Below are 21,947 nucleotides of genomic sequence, written 5' to 3'. Positions count from 1 at the left end.
CTGGCGGGCCTTGATCGTAAGATTTATTAAGGTTAATCGAATGAGTAAGGATCTGGTTTTTCACGCCACGGCCATCAGCGCCTCGGCCAGAGCCCAGGTGAAAGGGCAAAAACCGGCAGTGATCTGGCTCACGGGGTTGAGCGGGGCGGGCAAGTCAACGATCGCCAATGCCTTGGAGCAAGCCTTGGTGGCCAAGGCACGGCATACCTTTCTGCTGGATGGCGATAACTTGCGCATGGGCTTGTGCAAGGATCTTGGCTTTACCGATGCTGATCGAGTCGAAAACATTCGCCGTGTTGCGGAAGTTTCGAAGTTGCTCATCGACGCCGGATTGATCGTGATTACAGCCTTTATCTCTCCGTTTCATCGCGATCGTGCGATGGCGCGCGAGGTGATCGGAAATGATGCGTTTGTTGAAGTGTTTATCGACACTTCCCTGGAGGAGTGCGAGCGCCGTGATCCGAAAGGGCTGTACGGCAAGGCCAGAGCCGGACAGATAAAGAACTTCACTGGAATCGATTCAGCCTACGAGGCTCCAACGGATCCGCATATCCGGATCAATACGGTTACCGAGGAATTGTCCGAATCCATTGCGCGAGTGTTGGAGTATCTGGACAAAAGGTTCGGTCAATGAAAACGCTCGTTATCATTGGGGCGGGTTTCAGCGGTGCGGTGACGGCGGCGCAATTTCTGCACCATAGCCCTCCTGGTACTCGAGTCGTACTGATCAATCGTTCGGGCGCAATGGCCAGAGGATTGGCATATGGAACCAACAGCTCACTGCATCTGTTGAATGTGCCTGCCGGTAACATGAGTGCCTATGTTGATGATCCAGAACATTTTCTACGTTTTTGCCAAGCTCGGGATTCTGATTGTGTGGCTTCATCCTTCGTGCCTCGCAAGATCTATGGAGATTACCTGACTTCCGTTCTGGATGAGGCAGAGAAGCAGGCGCGCCCCGATGTAAGGCTTGAACGGTTAATTTCGGAGGTGCGAAGCCTTCGCCCGGAAGGCGCCGGCGCTGTGCTCGAGTTGAGGAGTGGCCAACAGATACATGCCGATCAGGTGGTATTGGCTTTTGGTAACTTTTCTCCATTGGATCCTCCGGGGTTTGGCTCATACTTGGGTGAGCGCTATCAGTCGGACCCATGGTCTGGTGCTGAGATGCTACCGGACGATTTAGAGAGTCCGGTGCTGTTGGTAGGCGCTGGGCTTACTGCACTGGATGTTTCATTGGGCCTGCTTCAGCAAGGTCATCGTGGTCCGATCTATATGATTTCGCGGCGCGGGCTGCGGCCTCTGCCTCATCGCCAGCAACGTCCGTCACATGAAGTACCCTCCGCTATCACACAAAGGCTTCTTGAGGAAGCCCCGTCTGTACGCGGATATATGCGCGTGATGCGACATGAAATTAATCTTGCCAAATCGCAAGGCTTTGATTGGCGGGATTTGTTAGCTGTCATGCGTTCCATTACGGCGAAACTATGGACGCGTTTACCAGACGTCGAGCGTCGGAGATTTTTGCGACATGCTCAACCTTATTGGGATGTTCATCGCCATCGGGTGGCGCCGGCAGCCTATCTGCGATTCGAGGAGGCCTTGAAGATAGGTCAGGTACGTTCGATGGCTGGGCGTATCAGAACGGTAGCGGCAAATACCATCGGTCTGACGGTCGGAGTAGAGTTGCGAGAGGGGCGCAAGTTGACCACCATCGATGTTGCTCGAGTGATTAATTGCACTGGGCCCAATACAAACTTGTTGCGGGTGAATGACACCCTGATTAGTCAATTGAGAGCTGACGGTCTTATCCAGCCTGACGCTTTGGGGTTAGGCTTGAGCCTCAGTCAACACTGTGAAGTGAATGACCTCAATGGTCGAGCAGTGCCGTGGTTGAATTACATAGGTCCCATGTTGAAAGCTGACTTGTGGGAAGCCACTGCGGTGCCAGAGCTACGGCAATGCGCTAAGACATTGGCCGTACGTCTGGCCCGTAAGATGAGTCTATCGGTCGACTCGCAATGAGTTGAACGAAGTGCAGGCTCTGTAAGACAGACTTAATGGGAATATTACGCTGAAAACGTAACTCCCCGAAGCCGTGCAGAGCCTGCCGATACCTTAATACTTCAGATACTGGATTGCATTTCGCAAACGATTGCTCGCGCAATGCGGTCGGCGTTCGCCATGATGGTGAGCGTGTGAGACTTCTCAGTCAGCTTGGGTAACACTGCACCGTCGACGACGTGTAATCCCGCAAGTCCATTTACTTCGCCAATCTTGTTGGTCGTGCCAAGCTTTGAGGTAGAACTCATTGGGAGCGTGGCGGAATAGTGAATATCCGCCCCTGGTTTTCCTACGGTGAAGCTCATCGGCATTAAAACCGCGCCCAGTTTCCAATAGGCTTTGCGCAGAAGAGTTTCGGTTTTTTTCATCAGCGCGCCTGTATCTGCATGCTCGGCGCCCTTGATTTTCAGCTTGCCATCGGGCATCAGCGTTGCGGTGTGTTCGGAGAGGTGCCCGGGCAAGAATACGTTCCCTACAACGCATGAGCTTAACAAGTTAGACATCAATTCGATGCTGTATCGCTTGCTGAGCGGCGTTCGGATGACAAATTCGGAAATTGGCAAACCTGTTGTGCTGAACGTCGAGCCAAACGCGGTAACTCCTGGCTCCAGATCAAGTGAAAAGGATAGTTGGCCCAGACCGAGCGTTTGCGTACGTGGTGTTCCGAGCATTTTGGGTAGCCACAGCAGAAAGGCTGCAGTGGGCGACGCTTGCAACGAAACCGGGGCAGTATATTTCAGACAGTCCAGTGCAAGCCGGGTGGAAGTGAGTGTCCCTGCGGCGAGCAGTAGTCGTTTGGCAGAAAATGTTTTCTCACTATTGGAACTGGAAACTGTCCAGCCATCAGCATTCTTGCTGATACTGTCCACCAGCACTCCAGATATATGAGTAAAGCCGGGATACACCTTCAGCGTCGGTATTTCCTGATGTGCCGAATAGAGTGCGTTGTTGTGGCATCCCCACAGGCAGTTTCCGGAAAGGTCGCATGCCTTTCGGTCTCCCTGGTCCCGGCTCAGAGCAGCAACTCTCGAGCGCCCCATCCGAAATTCAGGCAGGCGTGACGCGGTCGGCAGTTTGTTGTACTTGGTGAGTAGCCTGTCATGAAGCCGATCCATTGCAATGGGCGCCTGAGCCCATTCATCCACACCAAAATAATCAGATAGATCATCAGCGGTGTTTCCGCTTATGCCCATTCGCCGCGCGACGATGGCGTAGGACTTTTCGAAATCCGAGTAATCGATGTTCAGGTCGGCAAAATCTTCTTTTGGAAAGCGTGCGACACCGCAACCCCAGGCATTGGAAAGTCCGCCCGTTGCAAGTGAGCCGACGGAGATGAAGTTCTCAGTGATCAGACCATTGGACTCATTGAATTTCTTGAAAGTCTGCTCATGGGTCGGGGTTTTGAGTTTTGGTGACACTGCATCCATGTTGCTCAGGGCATGGAACGAGCGGCCAATCATCCACTCCCATTGCCTTGATTCGTTTGCACGATTATCCAGGTAGCTACCTTTCGGTACTTCAGGCGAGCGAGCACTCGATGCGGCGTCCAGCATGAGCACTTTCAGTCCTGCCTTTACCAGCGGGTAAGCTGCCGAGGTTCCCGCGGGGCCACTTCCAACGATGATGACATCAAAATCAGGCGTCACGCGCGATCTTCCTTTCTAACAGACGTTTCAAGATCAAGGGGTTGATAAAAACTGCCAGCAGTCTCCAGCTAACTTCCTTGATAACTGTTAATCCAAGTGCAACGAAAGTACGGGAAAAACCGCGGGAATTCCGCAGTCCCAGAAAAACGTTGGCACCCTGAGGGCTCGCCTCGGCCAGATTGGTCGCAATCTGCAAGCGCCATGACAGCTCTTTACCGAATTCGTGGCGAAGGAAGGCGTGGTTGTCGACCAGGGAAACGGCACTTGGGAACGTGTTAAGTAATCTAGAGTTCACGACGGCGTGCCCGTCGCCAAGCGTCTCAATGGCCTGCAGGTAGCGTTTCAGCAAGCCAAGCGCGGGCTTCACCTTCAACACATAAGTCAGGAGGGTTTTACCTTCCACTAGCAGGTAACGGCGGCGGCCATTGCCAGAGCGATGCATCCCGTACGCCATTGGTCGCAATGTCAGGCCAACGCGTTCCAGTGAATCTTCCGTCGACATCGGTTTCAGTTTCAGCAAGGAAAACAGTCGATCCAGGCCTACTTGTGCGGTTTTTTTCTTTCCGAGAATCGAGCTGATAAGACTGAACAGGGCCACTGGAATGGGGATTGGAAGGCGCGACTGATACAGTTTGTAATTCGCAATGTACAGTAGAAACTTTCCAAAAGAGACGGGGGTTTTCGCTCCTAAAGAGAGTACCTCTCCTTTAAGATCATTCGATTTGGCGACCGTCAATATGGCGGCTGCAAGGTCGTCGACGTGAATCGGTTGAATCAACGGCGCTGGAAGTAAAATCGGGATCGCTGGGAAGCGGCGAACCAGAGAGGACAACGTACCGAACAAGCCGCGCTCGCTACCACCGTAGACTTGGCCAGGGCGTATGACGACACCGCCGGCAGCAATGACATCTTGTTCAATATGCCATTTTGTTCGACCGTAAGAGGTCGGAGCATCTGGAGAGGCCGTCTGGCTGGAGATGAATATCAGCTTGGAGTTGCTGCGCTGCGCTTTGAGGATCAAAGCCTTGGTAGCTTCGATTTCGACATCAGCCGATGTGTTTTTGTTGTGGCTTGTATCCGCCGCCAGGTGCACCAACGCGCGAGTGCCTTCGGGAATATCAAGCACGGGAGCATTGAGGTCAAAAGGAAGCCATTTATAATTGGATTGAGTCTGCCTGCGGCTCGCGGCATAGATCTCGTGGCCCTCTTTATAAGCCAGTGCAGCCAAGCGTTCACCTATATAACCAGAGGCGCCGGTAATTAAGATTTTCATCAGGCGAGCCTTACGTGTCGGTAGACTTTTTATTGATTGATGGATTGTTATGGAAGATTGCCACTTTACTGATCCAATAGGAAAGTACAGTGCAGGCGGCATCAGATACAAATTTGGCCAGTGCCGGTGGGGCTATGAACTGGAGGGTAAGGCTGAATAGGCCTGCGGAAATGGGGATGTTCAGACCAAGCAATGAGAAATATCTGATTGCCTGAGTTCTTGGACTGAGCTGTGTCGACTTAAATGTGAAGTGACGATGTAAGAAGAAGGAGACAATGCCGGAAAACAGCTTGCTAAGAACATTCGCCTCTACATGCCGCCCACCCAATAAATAAACAAAAAGGAAGAAGAATCCCATGTCCAAGGCGTACGCTAAAAATTGTACGCCTATGTATTTTGCAAGTATCAAACCTTGTTCTTCCTTATAAAAAATACGCGGTGATGGAGACTGTAGGGCTGGATGTTTAAACAGCTAAACGGCTCTGTGATCAGGGTTGTCTGCAAGAAGGCAGCTCACCGGGCAAAGCCCGCATTGATTATCGCACATACTATTTGCTGCTTGGGTAGTCGAACAGAAACTTCTGGTTGCACGAGCTCAGGAAGGCCGCCGGGGTGCGCTCTGACGATAGCGTCACGGGGGAAGAGCGTGGCTGAGAAGGGCATCCAGAGTTCGTTGCCTGGCGCAAAAAAATGCTCGCATCTTCCGATGCGAGCATTTTTGAAGGGGTCAGTAGATAACCGTGTCTTCATCGGTGGTCGGGCTGGCCTCACCCGGAAGACGATGGCTGCGTAGACCCTATTTCTGCGGCAAGGAGACCGTGAGCTGCTTCAAGCACTCCTGTGCTTGCTCGACAGTTTGCGCTTCAACCTCGATTCTGCCAGAAATGCCTCGCAACGCGGCATCTACCAGCTCCTCTCCACCAGCCATCAGCGGGTAGCGGGTCATCCACGAGTTACCTGTGCCGCAAGGAAGCGATATCGTCAGTTTTGCGTCCACAGGAACGGGCTGCGACAGTCTGCTGTTCCAGAACAGCTCAAAGCCTTTGTCGGATTTGCCGATGACACCGGTTTGAATGTTGCTGATCAGTGAGTTGCTGGCATTGCTCGAGTTAATGACGCTGTGGGCAAATGCTACCGCGCCTACATTTCCCGGGAATATGACTGTCGCGCCGGTTGTATTGGCAATGCCGATATTATCAAACGAGATTCCGCGGAACTGATTAAAGAGTGCATCTGATTCGTCTTGAGTAATGTCAAATAGTTTTGCGTAGATCGATCTGTTCACGTTAACCAAATGAATGGCGTTATAAACCGCCAAGCCCTCGCCCCGGAGCAAGTGTCCGTAATTTCCAATCACGGAAGCACCTTTTCCATCGCTAAGCTCAACAAGCTTGCGCACATCTCGCGTAAGTTGGTTATCGACTGGCCTGAGAATGTCACCCGCATTCATGATTGGGTTGAATGAGCCGTAAGTCAGGAACTGGAAGCACACCATCCCGATAAAGAACAGGTAGATAAATACATCGCGCGCTCTTCTTTCATCTTTGAGGAGCAGCCAGGCCGGAATAGCCAAAATAGCCACTAAGGTGGGTATGAGCCACAGCCAATTGATCAGATAAAATTCGGTTTCGATATCATGCCGTACACCGAAGGCGTAGGAAATCGCCGAAAACACCAGACATGCGAAAACCACAGCGCTGATTCTTATCTGCTGCCATTGATGAGAGATCATCACTGTGCAGTAAAGAACAATCAGCATGGAGAATCCAAGCAGCATGCGCCGCCCGGGCACCAGATAGAACAGGGAAATCTTGGACAGGAGTCTTGGGAATCCAATGAGCATGAAGACGCTCATGATGACCAGCATCACTGCCGTGGCAACGGTCAAATTTCTACTGAATTTGTCCCATTTGATGAATGGCAGCAAGGACAGAAAAATCAGCGGCAAAATGGTGCCGATGAGACTGAACTCATGTACCGGATCCACTCCCGGACCACCAGGGCCGACGGGAATGCTGGGAAATATCGCCGAGAGCAAGAGTTCTGGTTGAACATTGCCCCCGGTACTTACCCTTACCCCGGGATAAGACGTGGCTGAAACGTCTTTTACGTAGTCCCATCGCATATACATGAAAAACGCAATGGCGGCCGCGGCAGCGATCAGCGACCAGAAAATCTGTTTCTTGTTGATGAGGTCCGGCCGTGCAGCTAGCAGGATCGGAAGAAGTGCTGCTGCGAGCGAGACATAGAACGGTGGGTAGATTTGCCCAAAAATGACGTGTCCGACTGCCCAGAAGAAAAGCGGAAACTTAATGAGCGGGCGAAGTCTGCTGGCAAATACTGCAAAAGGCAAAATGCTTGCGCCGAGGGCGGGGAAGTTACTTGTCCACCAAACCTGGTACATTTGACTGAACAGTATCATCAAACCTACGCAAATGGCCATGCCAGGCTTGACTTCCAGGTTTTTCAAAAGCCAGCAGATGGAAAATAGAAAGATAAAGTTGTAGTAAGCACCTTGCAAGGCAAGTGCATTGGCTCCTGGCAGAACCCAGAATGCAAGATGATTAGGCAGGAAAAAAAGCGATGCGTTGAACTTTGGAATGGAAATGACCCATTCAAGGTTTTCGTAGTAAGGTACGAGCGACGATTTATCCGGAAAGCCCTCAAGGTATGCCTGCTTTAGAATCGGCAGGTACGTAGACCACTCGTCTCCGCGTCCCTCTTTGGAAACGCCAATGATACTCTGAGTCGAGTAGTCTCCCAGAATGCGCAGCGCAGATATAAAGTGGCTTTGGTAAAGTCCAAGCGCAACCCAAATCAAAGCTATGCAGGAAAGTGCGGCCAGAGCCAGCCACCACTTGTTTCTATCAGTTTGCAGCATGTCTATAATGCCTTTTTAACAGTGAGCCGTTTGAGCGCAGGTCCATGTATTGCTATGGCAGTCCGTGGTCTCGACGTGGCTCGATATATCGTCCAATATCTATATCTACGCTACTCACTAAAACTTTAAATGGCTTGAATGAGTAGCGCCTGAATTTATTCTGCCTGTACGTTGCTGGCTTCTTTTCTCATTATTTTGAACTGCGCCATCTTTTTGTGTAACACCTTGGTGGGCAGTGCCGAAATGTCGTAGGCGACAAACGCCAATATAAGTTGCGTCCCCAAAATGATCGGGAGCGAGGCCAGCATCACTGTGCCTGAGGTGGTCGCGATGCCGGTCGATAGCCCGTGTATCCAGCTATATCCGCCATAAATAGTACCGAACAGAAACAGTAGGATGCCTAGCGGTAACTCGAACGAGGCAATCGACATGTCGCGTAGATAGTAGTTGTAGAAAATTCTTTTGAAAAAGTTACGAGTATGCTTGGCAAGGAATTCGCCAATAATTTTGGAGATCTTCAGGTTGCTGACTTCATCGCCATATTTAGCATCCATCGGAATGTCTGCCACCACCGCGCGAAGCGTGTTTAGGCGGAAAAGAATATCTGTTTCAAAGAAGTAGCGGCGGCTGATTTTTTTAAAAGGGAGATGTTTGGCCACGTCGCGGTGAATAGCCGTGAATCCGTTAGTCGGATCAAACAGGTCCCAATAGCCAGATGAGAGTTTTGTCATCAATGACAGTACGGAATTGCCGAACAGTCTGAGCTTCGGCATGGCCGTGATTTCTTCGAGGTCAAAGAAACGGTTACCCTTGGTGTAGTCAGCTTCGCCGGCCAGAATAGGTGCGGTGAAGTTGGGGATCAGATGAGGTTCCATCTGATCGTCCCCATCAACTTTTACAATGACATCCATACCGTCGTCAATCGCGGCCTGATACCCGGTCATTACTGCGCCGCCCACACCCTGGTTTTCGATGTGTCGTAATACTTTGACGCGTTCGTCCTTGCAGTTTTGCTCTACGAAATCGCCCGATTGTTCCGGGCAGCAATCATCAATAACGTAGATTTTTTCAACTTCAGGTCCGATTTTATTGATGACGTTGAGAACATGACTGCGTACCCGAAAACTAGGTATTACTACAGCAATTTTTTTTTCAGTGCTCATCCGATGATCGCCCAGTCTTGTTTGAAAGCAAAAAACTGAATTTAGTTAATAGCTTCCGTTCATGATAAATTAAGTTAACTCCGCGCTTCTATCTGCCGAATTTTCCACTGTATATTGGAAAAACCTGCGTGCTGGCGCTTGGTCTAGCCTGTTTGGGGCGCATTTTACAGACTAAACGTCGGGATTGCCTTATGCACACGAAAAAAAATCAAGCATAATCGGCGATTGCAAGAGGTGTGGGCTCCGAGGGCTCGTGGGTGATGGCATCTGCTCACGTGTTGAGGGGGTATCCTCGCCAGTAGGAAATGTCAAGGGGCAAACCGAACGATGCGCTGATTCTTTTCAGGAGATCGGGGAGAGGGCGTATTTCCTTTGATGGCGCAGGTCCACATTTTTCAACGATTAGAAATGTTTCGGAAGTCGTACTAAAAGCGGCATTCATAATGGAAGAGTTTTTGATGTCAACGGTACTACCATCTGCTCAGGCAGCTTCTGCGGCTTTAGAAAGCAAAAATAAGTTATCGGTGGTGCGACTTAATCGGTTCCACTGGCAAGATTACTTTTATTTTGTTGCATTGGTGTTGGTTTTAGCGATTGGAGCTTACTTTCGAGTTGCCTACACGGATCTGGATCGAACACCTGTTCCTGGTGATGAATATACCTACCATAATGCTGCCAAAAGCATTATTGAATATGGCTATATGGTCAGGGAACCCTATATCACCAATGGCGATTTTTCTCGATCTGCAGCAGTAACAGGACTGTCGCCGGGATATCCTGTATTCCTTGCTCTTGTCTATAAGTTTGCGGGCGAAATTTTTCAGAATGTTATCGTTGCGCAGGTGCTCCTCAGCATATTTTCACTGATTCTCATCGCTGTGATTCTAAGTCAGTTGAAGGTCCATCGACTGTCGGTGTTGTTGTCTCTATTGCTGTCGGCTGTATATCCGGGTTTTTTGTATAATAACGACAGACTATTAACAGAGCATTTGTTTGTTTTTTTCATGCTTGGTTTTGTTTCAGCCTTCATAAGCTCTCTGCGCACAGGGTCCGCCCGGCTTGCTTTGCTTGCGGCGCTCGTGCTGGCTTGCGCAGTTCATGTTCGAGCACAGGCATTGCCGTTCGGATTACTGGCGATAGTCTTTTTCATTCTTTACGGGCGAGGTGTTCTCAAGGAACGTTGCTGGCAATCTGGTGTATTTGTGCTGGGCGTGATCTTGGGGATGGCACCCTATTGGCTACACAATTATCTCCAGTTTGGTCGAATTCTATTACTCCCGGAAACCGGGATAGGCCCGATGATCTGGGGGGGCGTCCCATATTTTCTTGATATGGGTGCAACCGTCAATCGTCATCTGACTGACGTTATCGCAGCCAACAGTACGCCCGCTCCTTTGACGTATTGGAACTGGCGCGTATTCGGCTATACCCAGCAAATGTGGGGCGATGTCTGGGATGAGCGGCTTGTACACGCTCAGACGCTGCTGCGTCCGTGGTTGCTGTTGCAGCATCTTTTAATTATTCCTACATTGGTGGCCATACCGTTTCTGGCGCGCAAGGCTGAACCCCGAGTATTTTTTGTGGCGGCAGCGCCTCTCGCGATTACCTTTATGAATGCGCCTTTTCACGGGTTGCCACGATATGCATACCCGGCGCTTCCATTCGTATTTATCATATTTGGCGTGTTGTTGAGCTACCTGGTTGAGCGATTCAGTTCGCAAGCCCGAGTGAATGCCTTGGAAGTGATAAAACCAAACTATGCTGGCTGGAATAGAGTGGTTCGCACGAGCTTTTTGTTTTCCGCCACTCTGCTTTCCATTGTAGTTGTGTACAGCACGTATCTTTTTGCGTGGAATATACATAAGGAAATGTCGACCTATCGACTGGCGCGGTACATGGGAGTTACGCCTTCTCAGGCAACCGCTGAGCGCGAGGTCGGTTCCTATAAATTTGATGTCAACGCGCTACCCGTTGGTAATGCCACGAAAATCGGTGAGGGTGTATATGTTAATGACGTAGACGCTCCTCCTGTTATAAGTCTTTCTGTTCCGCAAGCGACTATTTTGGACGGTAAGCGCATAGTTTCGAAAGTCGTTCTGAAGATAAGTGGCGGTTTTTACTATGACTTCATGACTGTTTACTGGAAGTCTCCAAAAGTTAAGGATTTCTCCGAAAATCATGTTTATGGGCGGTTTCCCACCAATTTTCTGGAAACGAAACAGGTTATCTACGTAGATGATGATGTTACTGAGCTTCTTGTTGTTCCGACCGGCTTCCGCGGCGGCGAGATCCACGTAAATTCCATCGAAGTCAAAAAGTACGACATGAGTAAATAGCATCGCTGAAGTGGCTATAGGCCGGAAAATGCGCGCGGCTTATTCACATGCACGGGTTTTTTACCGGGTTTGCTGACAAAATGGAGTGACGTATCAATGGTTTTTTGGTGGATCTTGCCTCTGGTTTTCAGTCTTTCTTTCGGGTTGACTGCGGTGCTGCGTCGATACGCGCTGACGCGCAACATGATAGATATCCCGAACGACCGTAGTTCACATACGGTCCCCACTCCCAGAGGGGGCGGTGTATCTATCGTTGTCACCTTTTTGATTTCACTGGTCTGTCTTTGGTCTGGCGGAGGGATCGCTACTTCTTTTTTTCTCGGCGCTGTTGGCTGCGGTCTGCTCGCGGCTGTCATCGGATTTATGGATGACCACGGTCACATCGCGGCTCGCTGGCGTCTGCTTGGACATTTCATCGCCGCGATCTGGGGGGTTGTCTGGATAGGCGGACTTGCGCCATTGAATTTGCTTGGCTCATTGGTTGATTTGAGCTGGATCGGCAGTGCTCTTGCCGTGCTTTATCTGGTGTGGATATTAAATCTGTACAACTTCATGGACGGCATTGATGGCATAGCCAGTGTTGAGGCTGTTTGCGTATGCGCTGGCGTAAGCATCCTTTACTGGATAAGCGGTCATGGGACGTTGATCTGGGGCCCGATTTTGTTGCTGATGGCGGTCCTGGGTTTCCTGCTTTGGAATTTTCCTCCCGCAAAGATATTCATGGGCGACTCAGGCAGTGGGTTTTTGGGCGTTATTCTCGGGGTTTTGTCGCTTCAAGCTGCTTGGGTCAATCCAGACTTGCTGTGGGTTTGGCTGATTTTGCTTGGTGTTTTCATCGTTGATGCAACCTTCACCCTGTTGCGACGTCTTTTGCAGGGGGCCAAGGTGTACCAAGCTCATAGAAGTCATGCCTATCAGTATGCTTCTCGGCGTTACGGAAGCCATTTGCCGGTAACGTTGGGGGTGGTCGCCATCAATATCTTTTGGCTATTTCCCATCGCATTTTGCGTCATCGCATTCGGAATGGACGGCATGCTGGGGTTGATTGTGGCGTATACACCGCTTCTGGCACTGGCTCTAACATTCCACGCAGGGAAACCGGAGGAGGCAACCGTTAAGCGTTGAATCAAGGAAAATGTCCGTCGGCTCCGGATTATTTCGTACAATGAGTTGGGACTACGCGGTCAAACTGTTCTGATCGGTTGAGGTTTATGGATAAAGTTCGCGCCTTTTTGTTAGGTTTGCCACGCCGGCAAAAGCGATTGATACAGGTTGCCACGGACGTTTTTCTAGTCTGGGTCTCGCTCTGGCTTGCATTTATCGTCAGGCTTGGTATCGACGATATGTACAATCCACTGAAAGTGCATTTTTGGCTGTTCATCAGTGCTCCCATCGTTGCCATTCCGCTCTTCATACGTTTCGGAATGTATCGAGCGGTCATGCGTTATTTTGGTAATGACGCGTTGATTGCAATCGGAAAGGCTGTAAGTCTGTCCTCGTTGATTCTCGCCTTGGTGGTTTACTGGTATAGCAATCATGAAAGTGTTGTGCCGCGCTCCATCATTTTCAACTATTGGTGGTTGAGCCTGGTTATCATCGGTGGCTTGCGCCTGTGCATGCGCCAGTATTTTATGGGCGATTGGTTCACAGCCGTCCAGCACGTCCCCTTCACGAGCAGGGACGACAGCCTTACCAAGGTCGCCATCTACGGTGCCGGTGTCGCCGGGAATCAGTTGGTCGCTGCATTGCGTATGGGACGTGTCATGCGCCCGGTCGCTTTTATCGATGACGATGCCAGTATTGCCGATCGCGCGATATCCGGTCTTCAGGTATATAAACCCAAGCACATTCAAGAAATGATCGATGTCACTGGTGCTCAGGAAATTCTGTTGGCACTACCATCGTCAACCAGGGCTCGTCGCCGGGAGGTTCTCAATCTGCTCGAAGGGTTTCCTCTGCATGTTCGCAGTGTTCCCAACTTTACTGATCTGGCCAGCGGACGGGTTCGGGTGGAAGACATTCAGGAGGTCGATATTGCCGACTTGCTGGGGCGTGACCCGGTTCCGGCTCAACCTGACCTGCTAGCCCGGTGTATCAAGGGCCGGGTAGTGATGGTAACTGGCGCTGGCGGGTCCATCGGCTCGGAGTTATGCAGGCAGATTTTTGCCCTGGGTCCGACCACGCTGATTCTGTTCGAACACAGCGAGTTCAATCTCTACAGCATTCTTTCGGAGCTTGAGCAGCGCGGTAACAGGGAATCGGTCTCAGTACGGCTGTTGCCGATACTTGGATCAATCCGCCATCAGGACAAACTGCTTGATGTGATGAAAACCTGGAAAGTCGATACGGTTTACCACGCAGCGGCGTACAAACACGTGCCGATGGTCGAGCACAACATTGCCGAGGGCGTGCTGAACAATGTCATCGGTACGCTCAATACTGCTCAGGCCGCCCTGCAGTCCGGTGTTGCGAACTTTGTTCTGATCTCCACCGACAAAGCAGTGCGGCCCACGAACGTCATGGGCAGTACCAAGCGGTTGGCCGAGTTGACGTTGCAGGCCTTGAGCCGTGAGATAGCGCCGGTATTGTTTGGCGACAGTTCCAACGTGTCCCGAGTCAACAAGACCCGCTTCACCATGGTGCGTTTCGGCAATGTGCTGGGCTCGTCGGGTTCGGTGATCCCGCTGTTTCACAGCCAGATCAAGTCAGGCGGCCCGCTGACGGTCACCCATCCCAAGATAACTCGCTACTTCATGACGATCCCGGAAGCCGCGCAACTGGTGATACAGGCCGGATCCATGGGGCAGGGTGGCGATGTCTTCGTGCTGGACATGGGCGAACCGGTCAAAATTGTCGAGCTGGCAGAAAAAATGATCCACCTGTCGGGCTTGAGCATTCGTTCCGAGCGCAACCCGCAGGGCGATATTTCCATCGAGTTCACTGGCTTGCGGCCAGGTGAAAAGCTCTACGAGGAGCTGTTGATCGGCGACAACGTAGCAGCAACACCCCATCCGATGATTATGTCCGCCAACGAGGATCACCTTCCTTGGGATGTACTCAAGGCGCGCCTGCACGAATTGCTCGTCGCAGTCGAAAAGGATGATTACTCACGAGTGCGCCAGTTGCTGCGCGAAACTGTCAGCGGCTACACCCCGGACGGCGAAATCGTCGACTGGATCTATCAACAACGCCGTCTCGAACCCTGATTGTTTCACATCCTGTAATAGACGCATTTTTGACACCCGCCAACCATCGCCTAAGTTTGGAGAGCAGCTTCGGAAAAGCTGCTTTCTCAAACGATGATGGAGCGTCACTTATGCGTAACGGTTTTTTCTACTCTCTGGTTTTTGCTTTGCTCACCAGTGCTTCAATCGCTGTAGTGGCGGCACCTGCCGTTGTCCCGAACGCGGAAAAGGCGACAATGGTGAGCGATACCGTTGCGACGTCTACCAGTGAAAAGGTCGATCTCAACGGTGCCGACGCAGCCACTCTGCAAAAACAATTGGCCGGAGTTGGCGAGACAAAGGCCAAAGCCATTGTTGCGTATCGTGATGCTAATGGGCCATTCGCCTCGGTGGATGAGTTGCTGGAAGTGAAGGGCATCGGCAAGGCGATCCTCGATCGCAATCGCGACAAGCTGGAAGTGAACTAAGCTGATAATTCAACGCCAAGGGGCCGGTCATTGACCGGCCTTTCTGCTTTTTGGTGGCAGAGATGCGACAGAGGGAGCGCCGTCGCGTCTGTCGGCGAGCTGAAGATTATGGGTATCATATTGTCTTGAGATTATGCCTATAATAATTTCCGTCACCTCCAGGCAAGTGAGCCTTGGAGGCACATCTCCCAATAGGTTTCAGGAGCGCTCTCATGAGTCCAGTCCAGTCTCAAGGTACGGCCGTCGTCACTGGCGCATCGTCCGGTATCGGTGCCATCTACGCGCAGCGGCTGGCAGCGCGTGGTTTTGATTTGCTGTTGGTGGCACGCGATCAACAGCGTCTTGAAAGCGCTGCGGGCGAGTTGCGCGAAGCGCACGGTGTAAAGGTCGAAGTGCTCAAAGCCGACCTGACGCAAAAGGACGATGTCCTCAAACTCCAGCAACGCCTGCGCAGTGATTCGAGCATCAGCCTGTTGGTGAATAACGCAGGGGTCGCAGCCGATGGCTTGCTTGCCAATTCCGATGCCGAGCAACTGGAGCGTCTGATCCAGTTGAACGTCACCGCCGTAACTTGGCTGGCCTCGGCAGCAGCCGCCAGTTTCGCCAAGGCTGGACGCGGCACGATCATCAATATCGCGTCGGTGGTGGCGCTGTTTCCTGAACGCTTCAACGCGACCTACAGCGCCAGCAAAGCCTACGTGTTGAGCCTGACTCAATCGCTCAACGCCGAGCTCGAAGGTACTGGCGTGAAAGTGCAAGCGGTGCTGCCCGGGGTTACTCGCACTGAAATCTGGGAACGCTCGGGCATCGACGCCAGCGGTATTCCGGCGGAGATGGTGATGGAGGCTGGCGAGATGGTTGATGCGGCGCTGGCCGGTCTGGATCAGGGCGAGTTGATTACGATCCCTTCATTGCCGGATGAGGGTGAATGGCAGGCCTTCGTGCGCGCGCGGCATGTCATGGCACCGAATCTGTCGCGCAGCTCCGCGGCCCAACGCTACAAAAATTGATCAGAGGTAACTGCGGTATGAGTCAGCGTCGAATTGTTGTCACCGGTATGGGTCTGGTTTCGCCTTTGGGCAGTGACGTCGAGGTTGTCTGGCAGCGCTTGCTCGCCGGGCGCTCGGGTTTGCGCAATTTGCCGGACGCGGTGAGCGCAGATCTGCCGACCCGGGTCGCCGGGATGGTGCCAACGGCGGCGGAGGACGTCGAGGCCGGTTTCGATCCGGACCTTGCCACGCCACCCAAAGAGCAGAAAAAAATGGATCACTTCATCCTGTTTGCCATGGAAGCGGCACGCCAGGCGCTGGCGCAAGCCGGATGGCAGCCGTCCGAGGCCGAGGATCAGGAACGCACCGCAACGATCATCGGCTCCGGTGTTGGCGGGTTCGGTGCAATAGCCGACGCCGTACGCACCACCGACAGTCGTGGTCCGCGTCGTCTGTCGCCGTTTACCATCCCATCGTTTCTGGTCAATCTGGCGGCCGGACATGTGTCGATCCAGCACGCTTTGAAAGGCCCGCTCGGCGCACCGGTGACTGCTTGTGCTGCCGGGGTCCAGGCGATTGGCGACGCTGCGCGGATGATTCGTGCCGGTGAAGCGGACATCGCGGTTTGTGGCGGAGCGGAAGCCTGTATTGATCGGGTCAGTCTGGCCGGTTTTGCCGCGGCGCGGGCGCTGTCCAGTGGTTACAACGACACCCCCGAACGAGCTTCACGGCCGTTTGATAGCGGTCGCGATGGTTTCGTGATGGGCGAAGGCGCCGGGCTGCTGGTGATCGAGTCGCTGGAGCATGCACTGGCACGCGGTGCGCAACCGTTGGCTGAGCTGGTCGGTTATGGCACCACTGCCGACGCCTATCACCTCACTGCCGGGCCGGAAGATGGCAGCGGTGCGCGACGGGCGATGCAGTTGGCGTTGGCTCAGGCAGGTGTTGCGCCGGAGCAGGTGCAGCATCTGAATGCGCATGCGACTTCAACGCCGGTGGGTGATCTTGGTGAGTTGGCAGCGATCAAGGCACTGTTCGGTACGGAGAATAAAGTCGCCGTGACTTCGACCAAATCCGCCACCGGGCATTTGCTCGGTGCTGCCGGCGGACTGGAAGCGATCTTCACCCTGCTGGCCATCCGCGATCAGGTCGTCCCGCCGACGCTTAACTTCGATAATCCCGATCCGGCGAGTGCGGGTGTAGACATTGTTCATGGTCAGGCACGGTCGATGCCGATCGAGTATGCCCTGTCCAACGGTTTCGGTTTCGGCGGGGTAAACGCCAGTGTGCTGTTCAAGCGTTGGCAGGCTTAGTCCTGCGATTGCTTGAGGTGATCGCGCGTGACGTCGAGGATGCGCTGGGCAAGCTCGGCGTCAGCGACACTGCGTGACAGCAAGAGCGCGCCGACCAGCGTCGACATGATGACGATGGCCCGGTCGGCGCTGTTGTCGCCCTCAAGGGTGCCTTCGATTTGACTCAGTCGAGCATTGAGTACCGCATCACTGGTCGGGCTCGGCTGGCCGCGCAGACCCAGCTCTGAGGAAATGGTCAGCAGTGGACAGCCTTCGTGCGGGGAGGTCTGATGCCATTCGGACAGGTAGGTGTCGATAAACGTCTGCAGCGGCTGTTCCTGAGCAAAGATCTCGGCGCACAGGCCATCGACTTGAGCACTCGCCTCCTGCAAGGCTTTTTCGACCAGTTCGTCCTTGGATTTGAAGTGCGAATAAAAGCCGCCGTGGGTCAGCCCCAGTGCTTTCATCAAAGGTTGCAGGCCGGTGGCACCGATGCCGTCTTTGCGAAATCGCGCCGAGGCTTCCTTGATGATCCGCTGATGGGTTTGAGCTTTATGATCTTGCGAGTAACGCATGTGGAACTCTCCGCAACAAGACCACCATCTTAACCAAGGTAAATGAAATGGTGACTGTACTTCTACTTCTTAAAAGCGTGTGGCTGAGTCCAACATGATCCTTGGGGGAATACGCTCCACAAAAAACAAACCCCGCCTGATCCGACGGGGTTTTTCGTTCAGCGATCCTGCGCGTCCTTGATGTCCGCTTCGGCGTTGCGCTGCGCAACGCGCTTGCGTTCCTCATCGGTCAGTTCAACCTTGTTGGCGGTGTCGCGCAACATCATCAATCCGCCAACGATCGAGCCGATTGCAACGACCAGAATCAACCAGGCATACCAGGGCATAACGGCTCTCCTTAATGGCAGCTTGGCGGGCGAGGGTTCGCCAGCGACGCTGCATACCACTTATGAGCGAAATGACTTCGCAGTGGTTCCATTCTAGGCCCGATATCCAAGCCGCACCTTAATTCCCTTCGGCAGCTCCTACATGATGCGTTATCGCCCCGTCAGCATGGCATCGGCCGGAGCGTCAGCGCGCAGTTGCCCGGTCAGCAGGAAGTAGCCGAAACCGACCGACATGAAGCCAAGGAAAATCAGCCCGATCAGCGCATTGAACCAAGCCATGGCGATCAGGCACACCACCGCCAGCACCAGCGCGATCAGCGGGATCAACGGATAGCACGGCGCACGGAAAGTCCGCTCGAGATTGGGTTCGGATTTACGCAGTTTGAACAGGCTGAGCATGCTCATGATGTACATCACGATCGCGCCGAACACGGCCATGGTGATCATCGCCGCGGTAAGGGTCATGCCGCCGAGGTTGATCAGGCCGTCGCTGTAGATCGCGGCGATGCCGATCACGCCACCAGCGATGATTGCGCGGTGCGGAGTCTGGAAGCGCGAGAGTTTCGCCAGCGACGCCGGCAGGTAACCGGCACGGGCGAGGGCGAAGAACTGCCGCGAGTAGCCGAGGATGATCCCGTGGAAACTCGCCACCAGACCGAACAGGCCGATCCACACCAGCATGTGCAACCAGCCGGAATTGTCGCCGACCACGGTTTTCATCGCCTGTGGCAGCGGGTCATTGATGTTCGCCAGGGTGCGCCAGTCACCGACACCGCCGGCGAAGAACATCACGCCCATCGCCAGCAACACCAGAGTCAGGATCCCGCTGATGTAGGCCTTGGGAATCGTGCGCTTGGGATCCTTGGCCTCTTCGGCGGCCATCGCCGCACCTTCAATGGCGAGGAAAAACCAGATCGCAAACGGAATCGCAGCGAACATCCCGGCAATCGCCGGCGCACCGAACACATCGGAGCCGGCCCAGCCGTTCAGGGCAAAGCTGCTGAAGCTGAAGGCCGGTGCGACCACGCCCATGAACACCAGCAATTCGATCACTGCCAGCACGCAGACGATCAGTTCGAACGTTGCCGCCAGTTTCACCCCGAGGATGTTCAGGGTCATGAACACGATGTACGCGCCGACTGCTGCGTGTTTCGGGTCGAGCGCCGGAAACTGCACATTCAGATAGGCGCCAATCGCCAGGGCGATGGCCGGAGGGGCGAAGACGAATTCGATCAGCGTGGCCAGTCCGGCAATCAGTCCGCCTTTTTCACCGAAGGCTCGGCGGCTATAGGCGAACGGCCCGCCCGCATGAGGAATCGCGGTGGTCAGTTCGGTGAAGCTGAAGATGAAGCAGGTGTACATCGTGGCGACCATGAAGGAGGTCACCAGAAACCCCAGTGTGCCGGCGACGCCCCAGCCGTAACTCCAGCCGAAGTACTCGCCGGAAATCACCAGCCCGACGGCGATGCCCCACAGGTGCAAAGTGCCCAGCGTGGGTTTGAGTTGTGTGTTCATGCGCATGCTCCCTGAACGGTTTGGAAAGCTCGGGGGAGGGCGTTTGCAGTGGGCGTGCCAGTCATGTGAATCAGGTCGCAATAGGCTGAAAGCTGTCGTTATCCAAGATGTTCATTACCGGATGGGTACATTTTCGTGCGCCAGTTGGGTGCGACGTCGTTAGTGCTGCCGTCTTCGCGGGCAAGCCCGCTCCCACAGGTTTGGCGTTGGAATCAAACTCTGCGGACCACGCAAAAAACTGTGGGAGCCGGGCTTGCCCGCGATGAGGCCCGATCTGACGCTGCAAAACCCCGCTGCAAAACCCCGCTGTAAAGCCAGCATAAACCCACTCTTTACGCTTTCTTTATGCGTCGCTGCACCCCTCGCTCTCGTTCCTTTACAGCCTCCTTTCCGACAATGCCTCCACACGCGGCAATACGCCGTAACACGGAGATCTTCCATGAGCGTTCTGGACGGGGTGTCCCTGCTGTTGGCAGCCGGGCTGTTCATTTATCTGTTGGTTGCGCTGTTGCGCGCGGATCGGAACTAGGAGCGGCTATGCACAGTTATGACTATTGGCTGATCCTCGCGTTTTTTGCGGTGGTCTTGCTGCCGGCGCCGTTCCTCGGGCGCTTTTACTACAAGGTGATGGAAGGTCAGCGCACCTGGCTGACACCGATTCTCGGCCCGGTCGAGCGCGGTTGCTATCGGATTGCCGGGGTTGATCCGCAGGCTGAGCAGAGCTGGCAGAAGTACACGCTGGCCTTGCTGGCGTTCAACCTCGCCGGTTTTCTGCTGCTGTTTGCGATCCTGTTGTTTCAGGATCACTTGCCGCTGAACCCGCAAAACCTGCCGGGCCAGGAATGGACCCAGGCGTTCAACACCGCGGTCAGCTTCATGACCAACACCAACTGGCAGTCCTACAGCGGTGAAGCGACCCTCAGCTACCTGAGCCAGATGGTCGGCCTTACCGTGCAGAACTTCGTCAGCGCTGCCACCGGTCTGGCGGTGCTGGTTGCGTTGTGCCGTGGCATCGGGCGCAAATCGGCCAAGACCCTCGGTAATTTCTGGGTCGACATGAGCCGCGCCACCCTTTACGGCCTGCTGCCGCTGTGCCTGCTGCTGGCGCTGTACCTGGTATGGCAGGGCGTACCGCAGACCTTCGCGCAATACGTCAACGCCGTGACGATGCAAGGCGTTGATCAGGTGATCCCGCTCGGCCCGGCGGCCAGCCAGATTGCGATCAAGCAACTGGGTACCAACGGCGGTGGCTTCTTCGGTGTCAACTCGGCGCATCCGTTCGAGAACCCGACCGCGTGGAGCAACCTGTTCGAAGTCGCTTCAATCATCCTGATCCCGGTGGCGCTGGTGTTCACCTTCGGTCATTACGTGAAAGACCTGCGTCAGAGCCGCGCGATCATCGCCTGCATGCTCGCATTGTTCCTGATTGGCGGCGCGACGTCGCTGTGGGCCGAATATCAGCCTAACCCGGCGCTGAACAATGTCGCGGTCGAACAGACCGCGCCGCTGGAAGGCAAGGAAGCACGCTTCGGTACCACCGCCACCGTGCTGTGGTCGGTGACCACGACTGCGGCGTCGAACGGTTCGGTCAACGGCATGCACGACAGCCTCAACCCGCTCAGCGGCATGGTCGCGCTGGTCAACATGATGGTCGGCGAAGTGATCTTCGGCGGCGTCGGTGCCGGGCTCTACGGCATGTTGCTCAACGTGCTGATCGCGGTGTTCCTCGCTGGCCTGATGATTGGCCGCACCCCGGAATACCTCGGCAAGAAACTGCAGGCGCGGGAAGTGCAATTGCTGGTGGTGACCTTGCTGGTGATGCCGATCGGCGTGCTGGTGCTCGGTGCGATTGCCGCCACTCTGCCTGGCCCGGCGGCGACCATCAGCAACCCCGGCCCGCACGGTTTCAGCCAGTTGCTGTACGCCTACACCTCGGCCAGCGCGAACAACGGTTCGGCGTTCGGTGGCCTGAGCGCCAACACGCCGTTCCACAACCTGATGCTCGGTCTGGGCATGTTGATCGGTCGCTTCGGCTACATCCTGCCGGTACTGGCTCTGGCCGGCAGCCTGGCGATGAAGAAAACCGCACCGATTGGCCAGAACAGCTTCCCGACTCACGGACCACTGTTTGTGACGCTGCTGACCGTGACCATTTTGCTGGTGGGTGGCCTGACGTTCTTGCCGACCCTCGCATTGGGCCCAATCGCCGAACATCTGAGCATGGGCTTCTAAGGAGTC

The 21,947-nt window shown here is 54.0% G+C and carries 18 protein-coding genes; 10 read left to right on the top strand and 8 right to left on the bottom strand.

Features of this window, described 5'->3' with window-relative positions; all coding sequences use genetic code 11:
- Positions 1–40 precede the first annotated feature (40 nt).
- Positions 41–634, top strand: a complete 594-nt coding sequence (gene cysC / locus AC193Q_RS11840; protein WP_121187800.1) for an adenylyl-sulfate kinase — start codon at positions 41–43, stop codon at positions 632–634.
- A complete protein-coding gene (locus tag AC193Q_RS11835; protein WP_121186559.1) occupies positions 631–2,022 on the top strand; it encodes an FAD/NAD(P)-binding protein in 1,392 nt (463 codons plus the stop codon). Before cysC ends, AC193Q_RS11835 begins: the two co-directional genes overlap by 4 nt.
- Before the next feature lie 101 nt (positions 2,023–2,123).
- Here the strand turns inward: AC193Q_RS11835 and AC193Q_RS11830 are convergent, their stop codons facing one another.
- The 5 genes from AC193Q_RS11830 to AC193Q_RS11810 form a co-directional block, all read right to left on the bottom strand.
- The gene (locus AC193Q_RS11830) at positions 2,124–3,707 is read right to left on the bottom strand and encodes a GMC family oxidoreductase (protein WP_121186557.1); all 1,584 of its coding nucleotides are present in this window, start codon (positions 3,705–3,707) and stop codon (positions 2,124–2,126) included.
- Positions 3,697–4,980, bottom strand: a complete 1,284-nt coding sequence (locus tag AC193Q_RS11825) for an NAD-dependent epimerase/dehydratase family protein (RefSeq protein ID WP_121186555.1) — start codon at positions 4,978–4,980, stop codon at positions 3,697–3,699. Before AC193Q_RS11825 ends, AC193Q_RS11830 begins: the two co-directional genes overlap by 11 nt.
- Before the next feature lie 10 nt (positions 4,981–4,990).
- Entirely contained in the window at positions 4,991–5,389 is a 399-nt protein-coding gene (locus tag AC193Q_RS11820) for a GtrA family protein (protein WP_121186553.1), read from the bottom strand.
- Between the two features lie 387 nt (positions 5,390–5,776).
- The gene (locus AC193Q_RS11815; RefSeq protein WP_121186551.1) at positions 5,777–7,861 is read right to left on the bottom strand and encodes a DUF7657 domain-containing protein; all 2,085 of its coding nucleotides are present in this window, start codon (positions 7,859–7,861) and stop codon (positions 5,777–5,779) included.
- Positions 7,862–8,016: 155 nt separating this feature from the next.
- The gene (locus tag AC193Q_RS11810; protein WP_121186549.1) at positions 8,017–9,024 is read right to left on the bottom strand and encodes a glycosyltransferase family 2 protein; all 1,008 of its coding nucleotides are present in this window, start codon (positions 9,022–9,024) and stop codon (positions 8,017–8,019) included.
- Between the two features lie 443 nt (positions 9,025–9,467).
- Between AC193Q_RS11810 and AC193Q_RS11805 the strand changes: the two genes are divergently transcribed.
- The 6 genes from AC193Q_RS11805 (at position 9,468) to fabF (ending at position 17,314) form a co-directional block, all read left to right on the top strand.
- Positions 9,468–11,360 carry a glycosyltransferase family 39 protein gene (locus AC193Q_RS11805; protein ID WP_183082860.1) on the top strand — a complete coding sequence of 631 codons (1,893 nt, stop codon included), beginning with the start codon at positions 9,468–9,470 and terminating at the stop codon, positions 11,358–11,360.
- Between the two features lie 96 nt (positions 11,361–11,456).
- Positions 11,457–12,485: an MraY family glycosyltransferase gene (locus AC193Q_RS11800; protein ID WP_121186545.1), complete on the top strand. Its 1,029-nt coding sequence runs from the start codon at positions 11,457–11,459 to the stop codon at positions 12,483–12,485.
- Between the two features lie 86 nt (positions 12,486–12,571).
- Positions 12,572–14,566, top strand: coding sequence for a nucleoside-diphosphate sugar epimerase/dehydratase (locus AC193Q_RS11795; RefSeq protein WP_121186543.1), 1,995 nt, complete (start codon positions 12,572–12,574; stop codon positions 14,564–14,566).
- 110 nt (positions 14,567–14,676) lie between these two features.
- Positions 14,677–15,012 carry a ComEA family DNA-binding protein gene (locus AC193Q_RS11790; protein ID WP_121186541.1) on the top strand — a complete coding sequence of 112 codons (336 nt, stop codon included), beginning with the start codon at positions 14,677–14,679 and terminating at the stop codon, positions 15,010–15,012.
- Positions 15,013–15,224: 212 nt separating this feature from the next.
- Positions 15,225–16,022, top strand: a complete 798-nt coding sequence (locus tag AC193Q_RS11785; protein WP_121186539.1) for an SDR family NAD(P)-dependent oxidoreductase — start codon at positions 15,225–15,227, stop codon at positions 16,020–16,022.
- A gap of 17 nt (positions 16,023–16,039) precedes the next feature.
- Positions 16,040–17,314, top strand: coding sequence for a beta-ketoacyl-ACP synthase II (gene fabF, locus AC193Q_RS11780; protein ID WP_121186537.1), 1,275 nt, complete (start codon positions 16,040–16,042; stop codon positions 17,312–17,314).
- Here the strand turns inward: fabF and AC193Q_RS11775 are convergent.
- The 3 genes from AC193Q_RS11775 to eat form a co-directional block, all read right to left on the bottom strand.
- A complete protein-coding gene (locus tag AC193Q_RS11775) occupies positions 17,311–17,868 on the bottom strand; it encodes a TetR/AcrR family transcriptional regulator (RefSeq protein ID WP_027612449.1) in 558 nt (185 codons plus the stop codon). The two genes, fabF and AC193Q_RS11775, sit on opposite strands and share 4 nt — an antisense overlap.
- A 158-nt stretch (positions 17,869–18,026) precedes the next feature.
- The gene (locus AC193Q_RS11770; protein ID WP_003226857.1) at positions 18,027–18,194 is read right to left on the bottom strand and encodes a DUF2897 family protein; all 168 of its coding nucleotides are present in this window, start codon (positions 18,192–18,194) and stop codon (positions 18,027–18,029) included.
- A 150-nt stretch (positions 18,195–18,344) separates the two neighbouring features.
- Positions 18,345–19,709, bottom strand: a complete 1,365-nt coding sequence (eat, locus tag AC193Q_RS11765; protein ID WP_121186535.1) for an ethanolamine permease — start codon at positions 19,707–19,709, stop codon at positions 18,345–18,347.
- 439 nt (positions 19,710–20,148) lie between these two features.
- On the opposite strand from eat, the gene kdpF reads away from it, so the two are divergent.
- Positions 20,149–20,238, top strand: coding sequence for a K(+)-transporting ATPase subunit F (gene kdpF / locus AC193Q_RS11760; protein ID WP_007963673.1), 90 nt, complete (start codon positions 20,149–20,151; stop codon positions 20,236–20,238).
- An 8-nt stretch (positions 20,239–20,246) separates the two neighbouring features.
- On the top strand, positions 20,247–21,941 hold the full coding sequence (kdpA, locus tag AC193Q_RS11755; protein WP_121186533.1) for a potassium-transporting ATPase subunit KdpA: 1,695 nt from the start codon (positions 20,247–20,249) through the stop codon (positions 21,939–21,941).
- The last annotated feature ends 6 nt before the right edge of the window (positions 21,942–21,947 follow it).

It is taken from the genome of Pseudomonas sp. F2 (assembly GCF_057174385.1).
The sequence above is the reverse complement of the archived record's forward strand: the minus strand, read 5'-3'. Positions and strand labels throughout refer to the sequence as shown.

What these genes read in the sequence shown, in the direction of transcription:
- fabF (WP_121186537.1), top strand. Translation starts at nt 16,040, where the DNA reads ATGAGTCAGCGTCGAATTGTTGTCACCGGTATGGGTCTGGTTTCGCCT.
- AC193Q_RS11790 (WP_121186541.1), top strand. Translation starts at nt 14,677, where the DNA reads ATGCGTAACGGTTTTTTCTACTCTCTGGTTTTTGCTTTGCTCACCAGT.
- AC193Q_RS11815 (WP_121186551.1), bottom strand. Translation starts at nt 7,861, where the DNA reads ATGCTGCAAACTGATAGAAACAAGTGGTGGCTGGCTCTGGCCGCACTT.
- AC193Q_RS11805 (WP_183082860.1), top strand. Translation starts at nt 9,468, where the DNA reads ATGGAAGAGTTTTTGATGTCAACGGTACTACCATCTGCTCAGGCAGCT.
- AC193Q_RS11825 (WP_121186555.1), bottom strand. Translation starts at nt 4,980, where the DNA reads ATGAAAATCTTAATTACCGGCGCCTCTGGTTATATAGGTGAACGCTTG.
- AC193Q_RS11775 (WP_027612449.1), bottom strand. Translation starts at nt 17,868, where the DNA reads ATGCGTTACTCGCAAGATCATAAAGCTCAAACCCATCAGCGGATCATC.
- AC193Q_RS11785 (WP_121186539.1), top strand. Translation starts at nt 15,225, where the DNA reads ATGAGTCCAGTCCAGTCTCAAGGTACGGCCGTCGTCACTGGCGCATCG.
- eat (WP_121186535.1), bottom strand. Translation starts at nt 19,709, where the DNA reads ATGAACACACAACTCAAACCCACGCTGGGCACTTTGCACCTGTGGGGC.
- AC193Q_RS11810 (WP_121186549.1), bottom strand. Translation starts at nt 9,024, where the DNA reads ATGAGCACTGAAAAAAAAATTGCTGTAGTAATACCTAGTTTTCGGGTA.
- AC193Q_RS11800 (WP_121186545.1), top strand. Translation starts at nt 11,457, where the DNA reads ATGGTTTTTTGGTGGATCTTGCCTCTGGTTTTCAGTCTTTCTTTCGGG.
- cysC (WP_121187800.1), top strand. Translation starts at nt 41, where the DNA reads ATGAGTAAGGATCTGGTTTTTCACGCCACGGCCATCAGCGCCTCGGCC.
- AC193Q_RS11770 (WP_003226857.1), bottom strand. Translation starts at nt 18,194, where the DNA reads ATGCCCTGGTATGCCTGGTTGATTCTGGTCGTTGCAATCGGCTCGATC.
- AC193Q_RS11795 (WP_121186543.1), top strand. Translation starts at nt 12,572, where the DNA reads ATGGATAAAGTTCGCGCCTTTTTGTTAGGTTTGCCACGCCGGCAAAAG.
- AC193Q_RS11835 (WP_121186559.1), top strand. Translation starts at nt 631, where the DNA reads ATGAAAACGCTCGTTATCATTGGGGCGGGTTTCAGCGGTGCGGTGACG.
- kdpF (WP_007963673.1), top strand. Translation starts at nt 20,149, where the DNA reads ATGAGCGTTCTGGACGGGGTGTCCCTGCTGTTGGCAGCCGGGCTGTTC.
- kdpA (WP_121186533.1), top strand. Translation starts at nt 20,247, where the DNA reads ATGCACAGTTATGACTATTGGCTGATCCTCGCGTTTTTTGCGGTGGTC.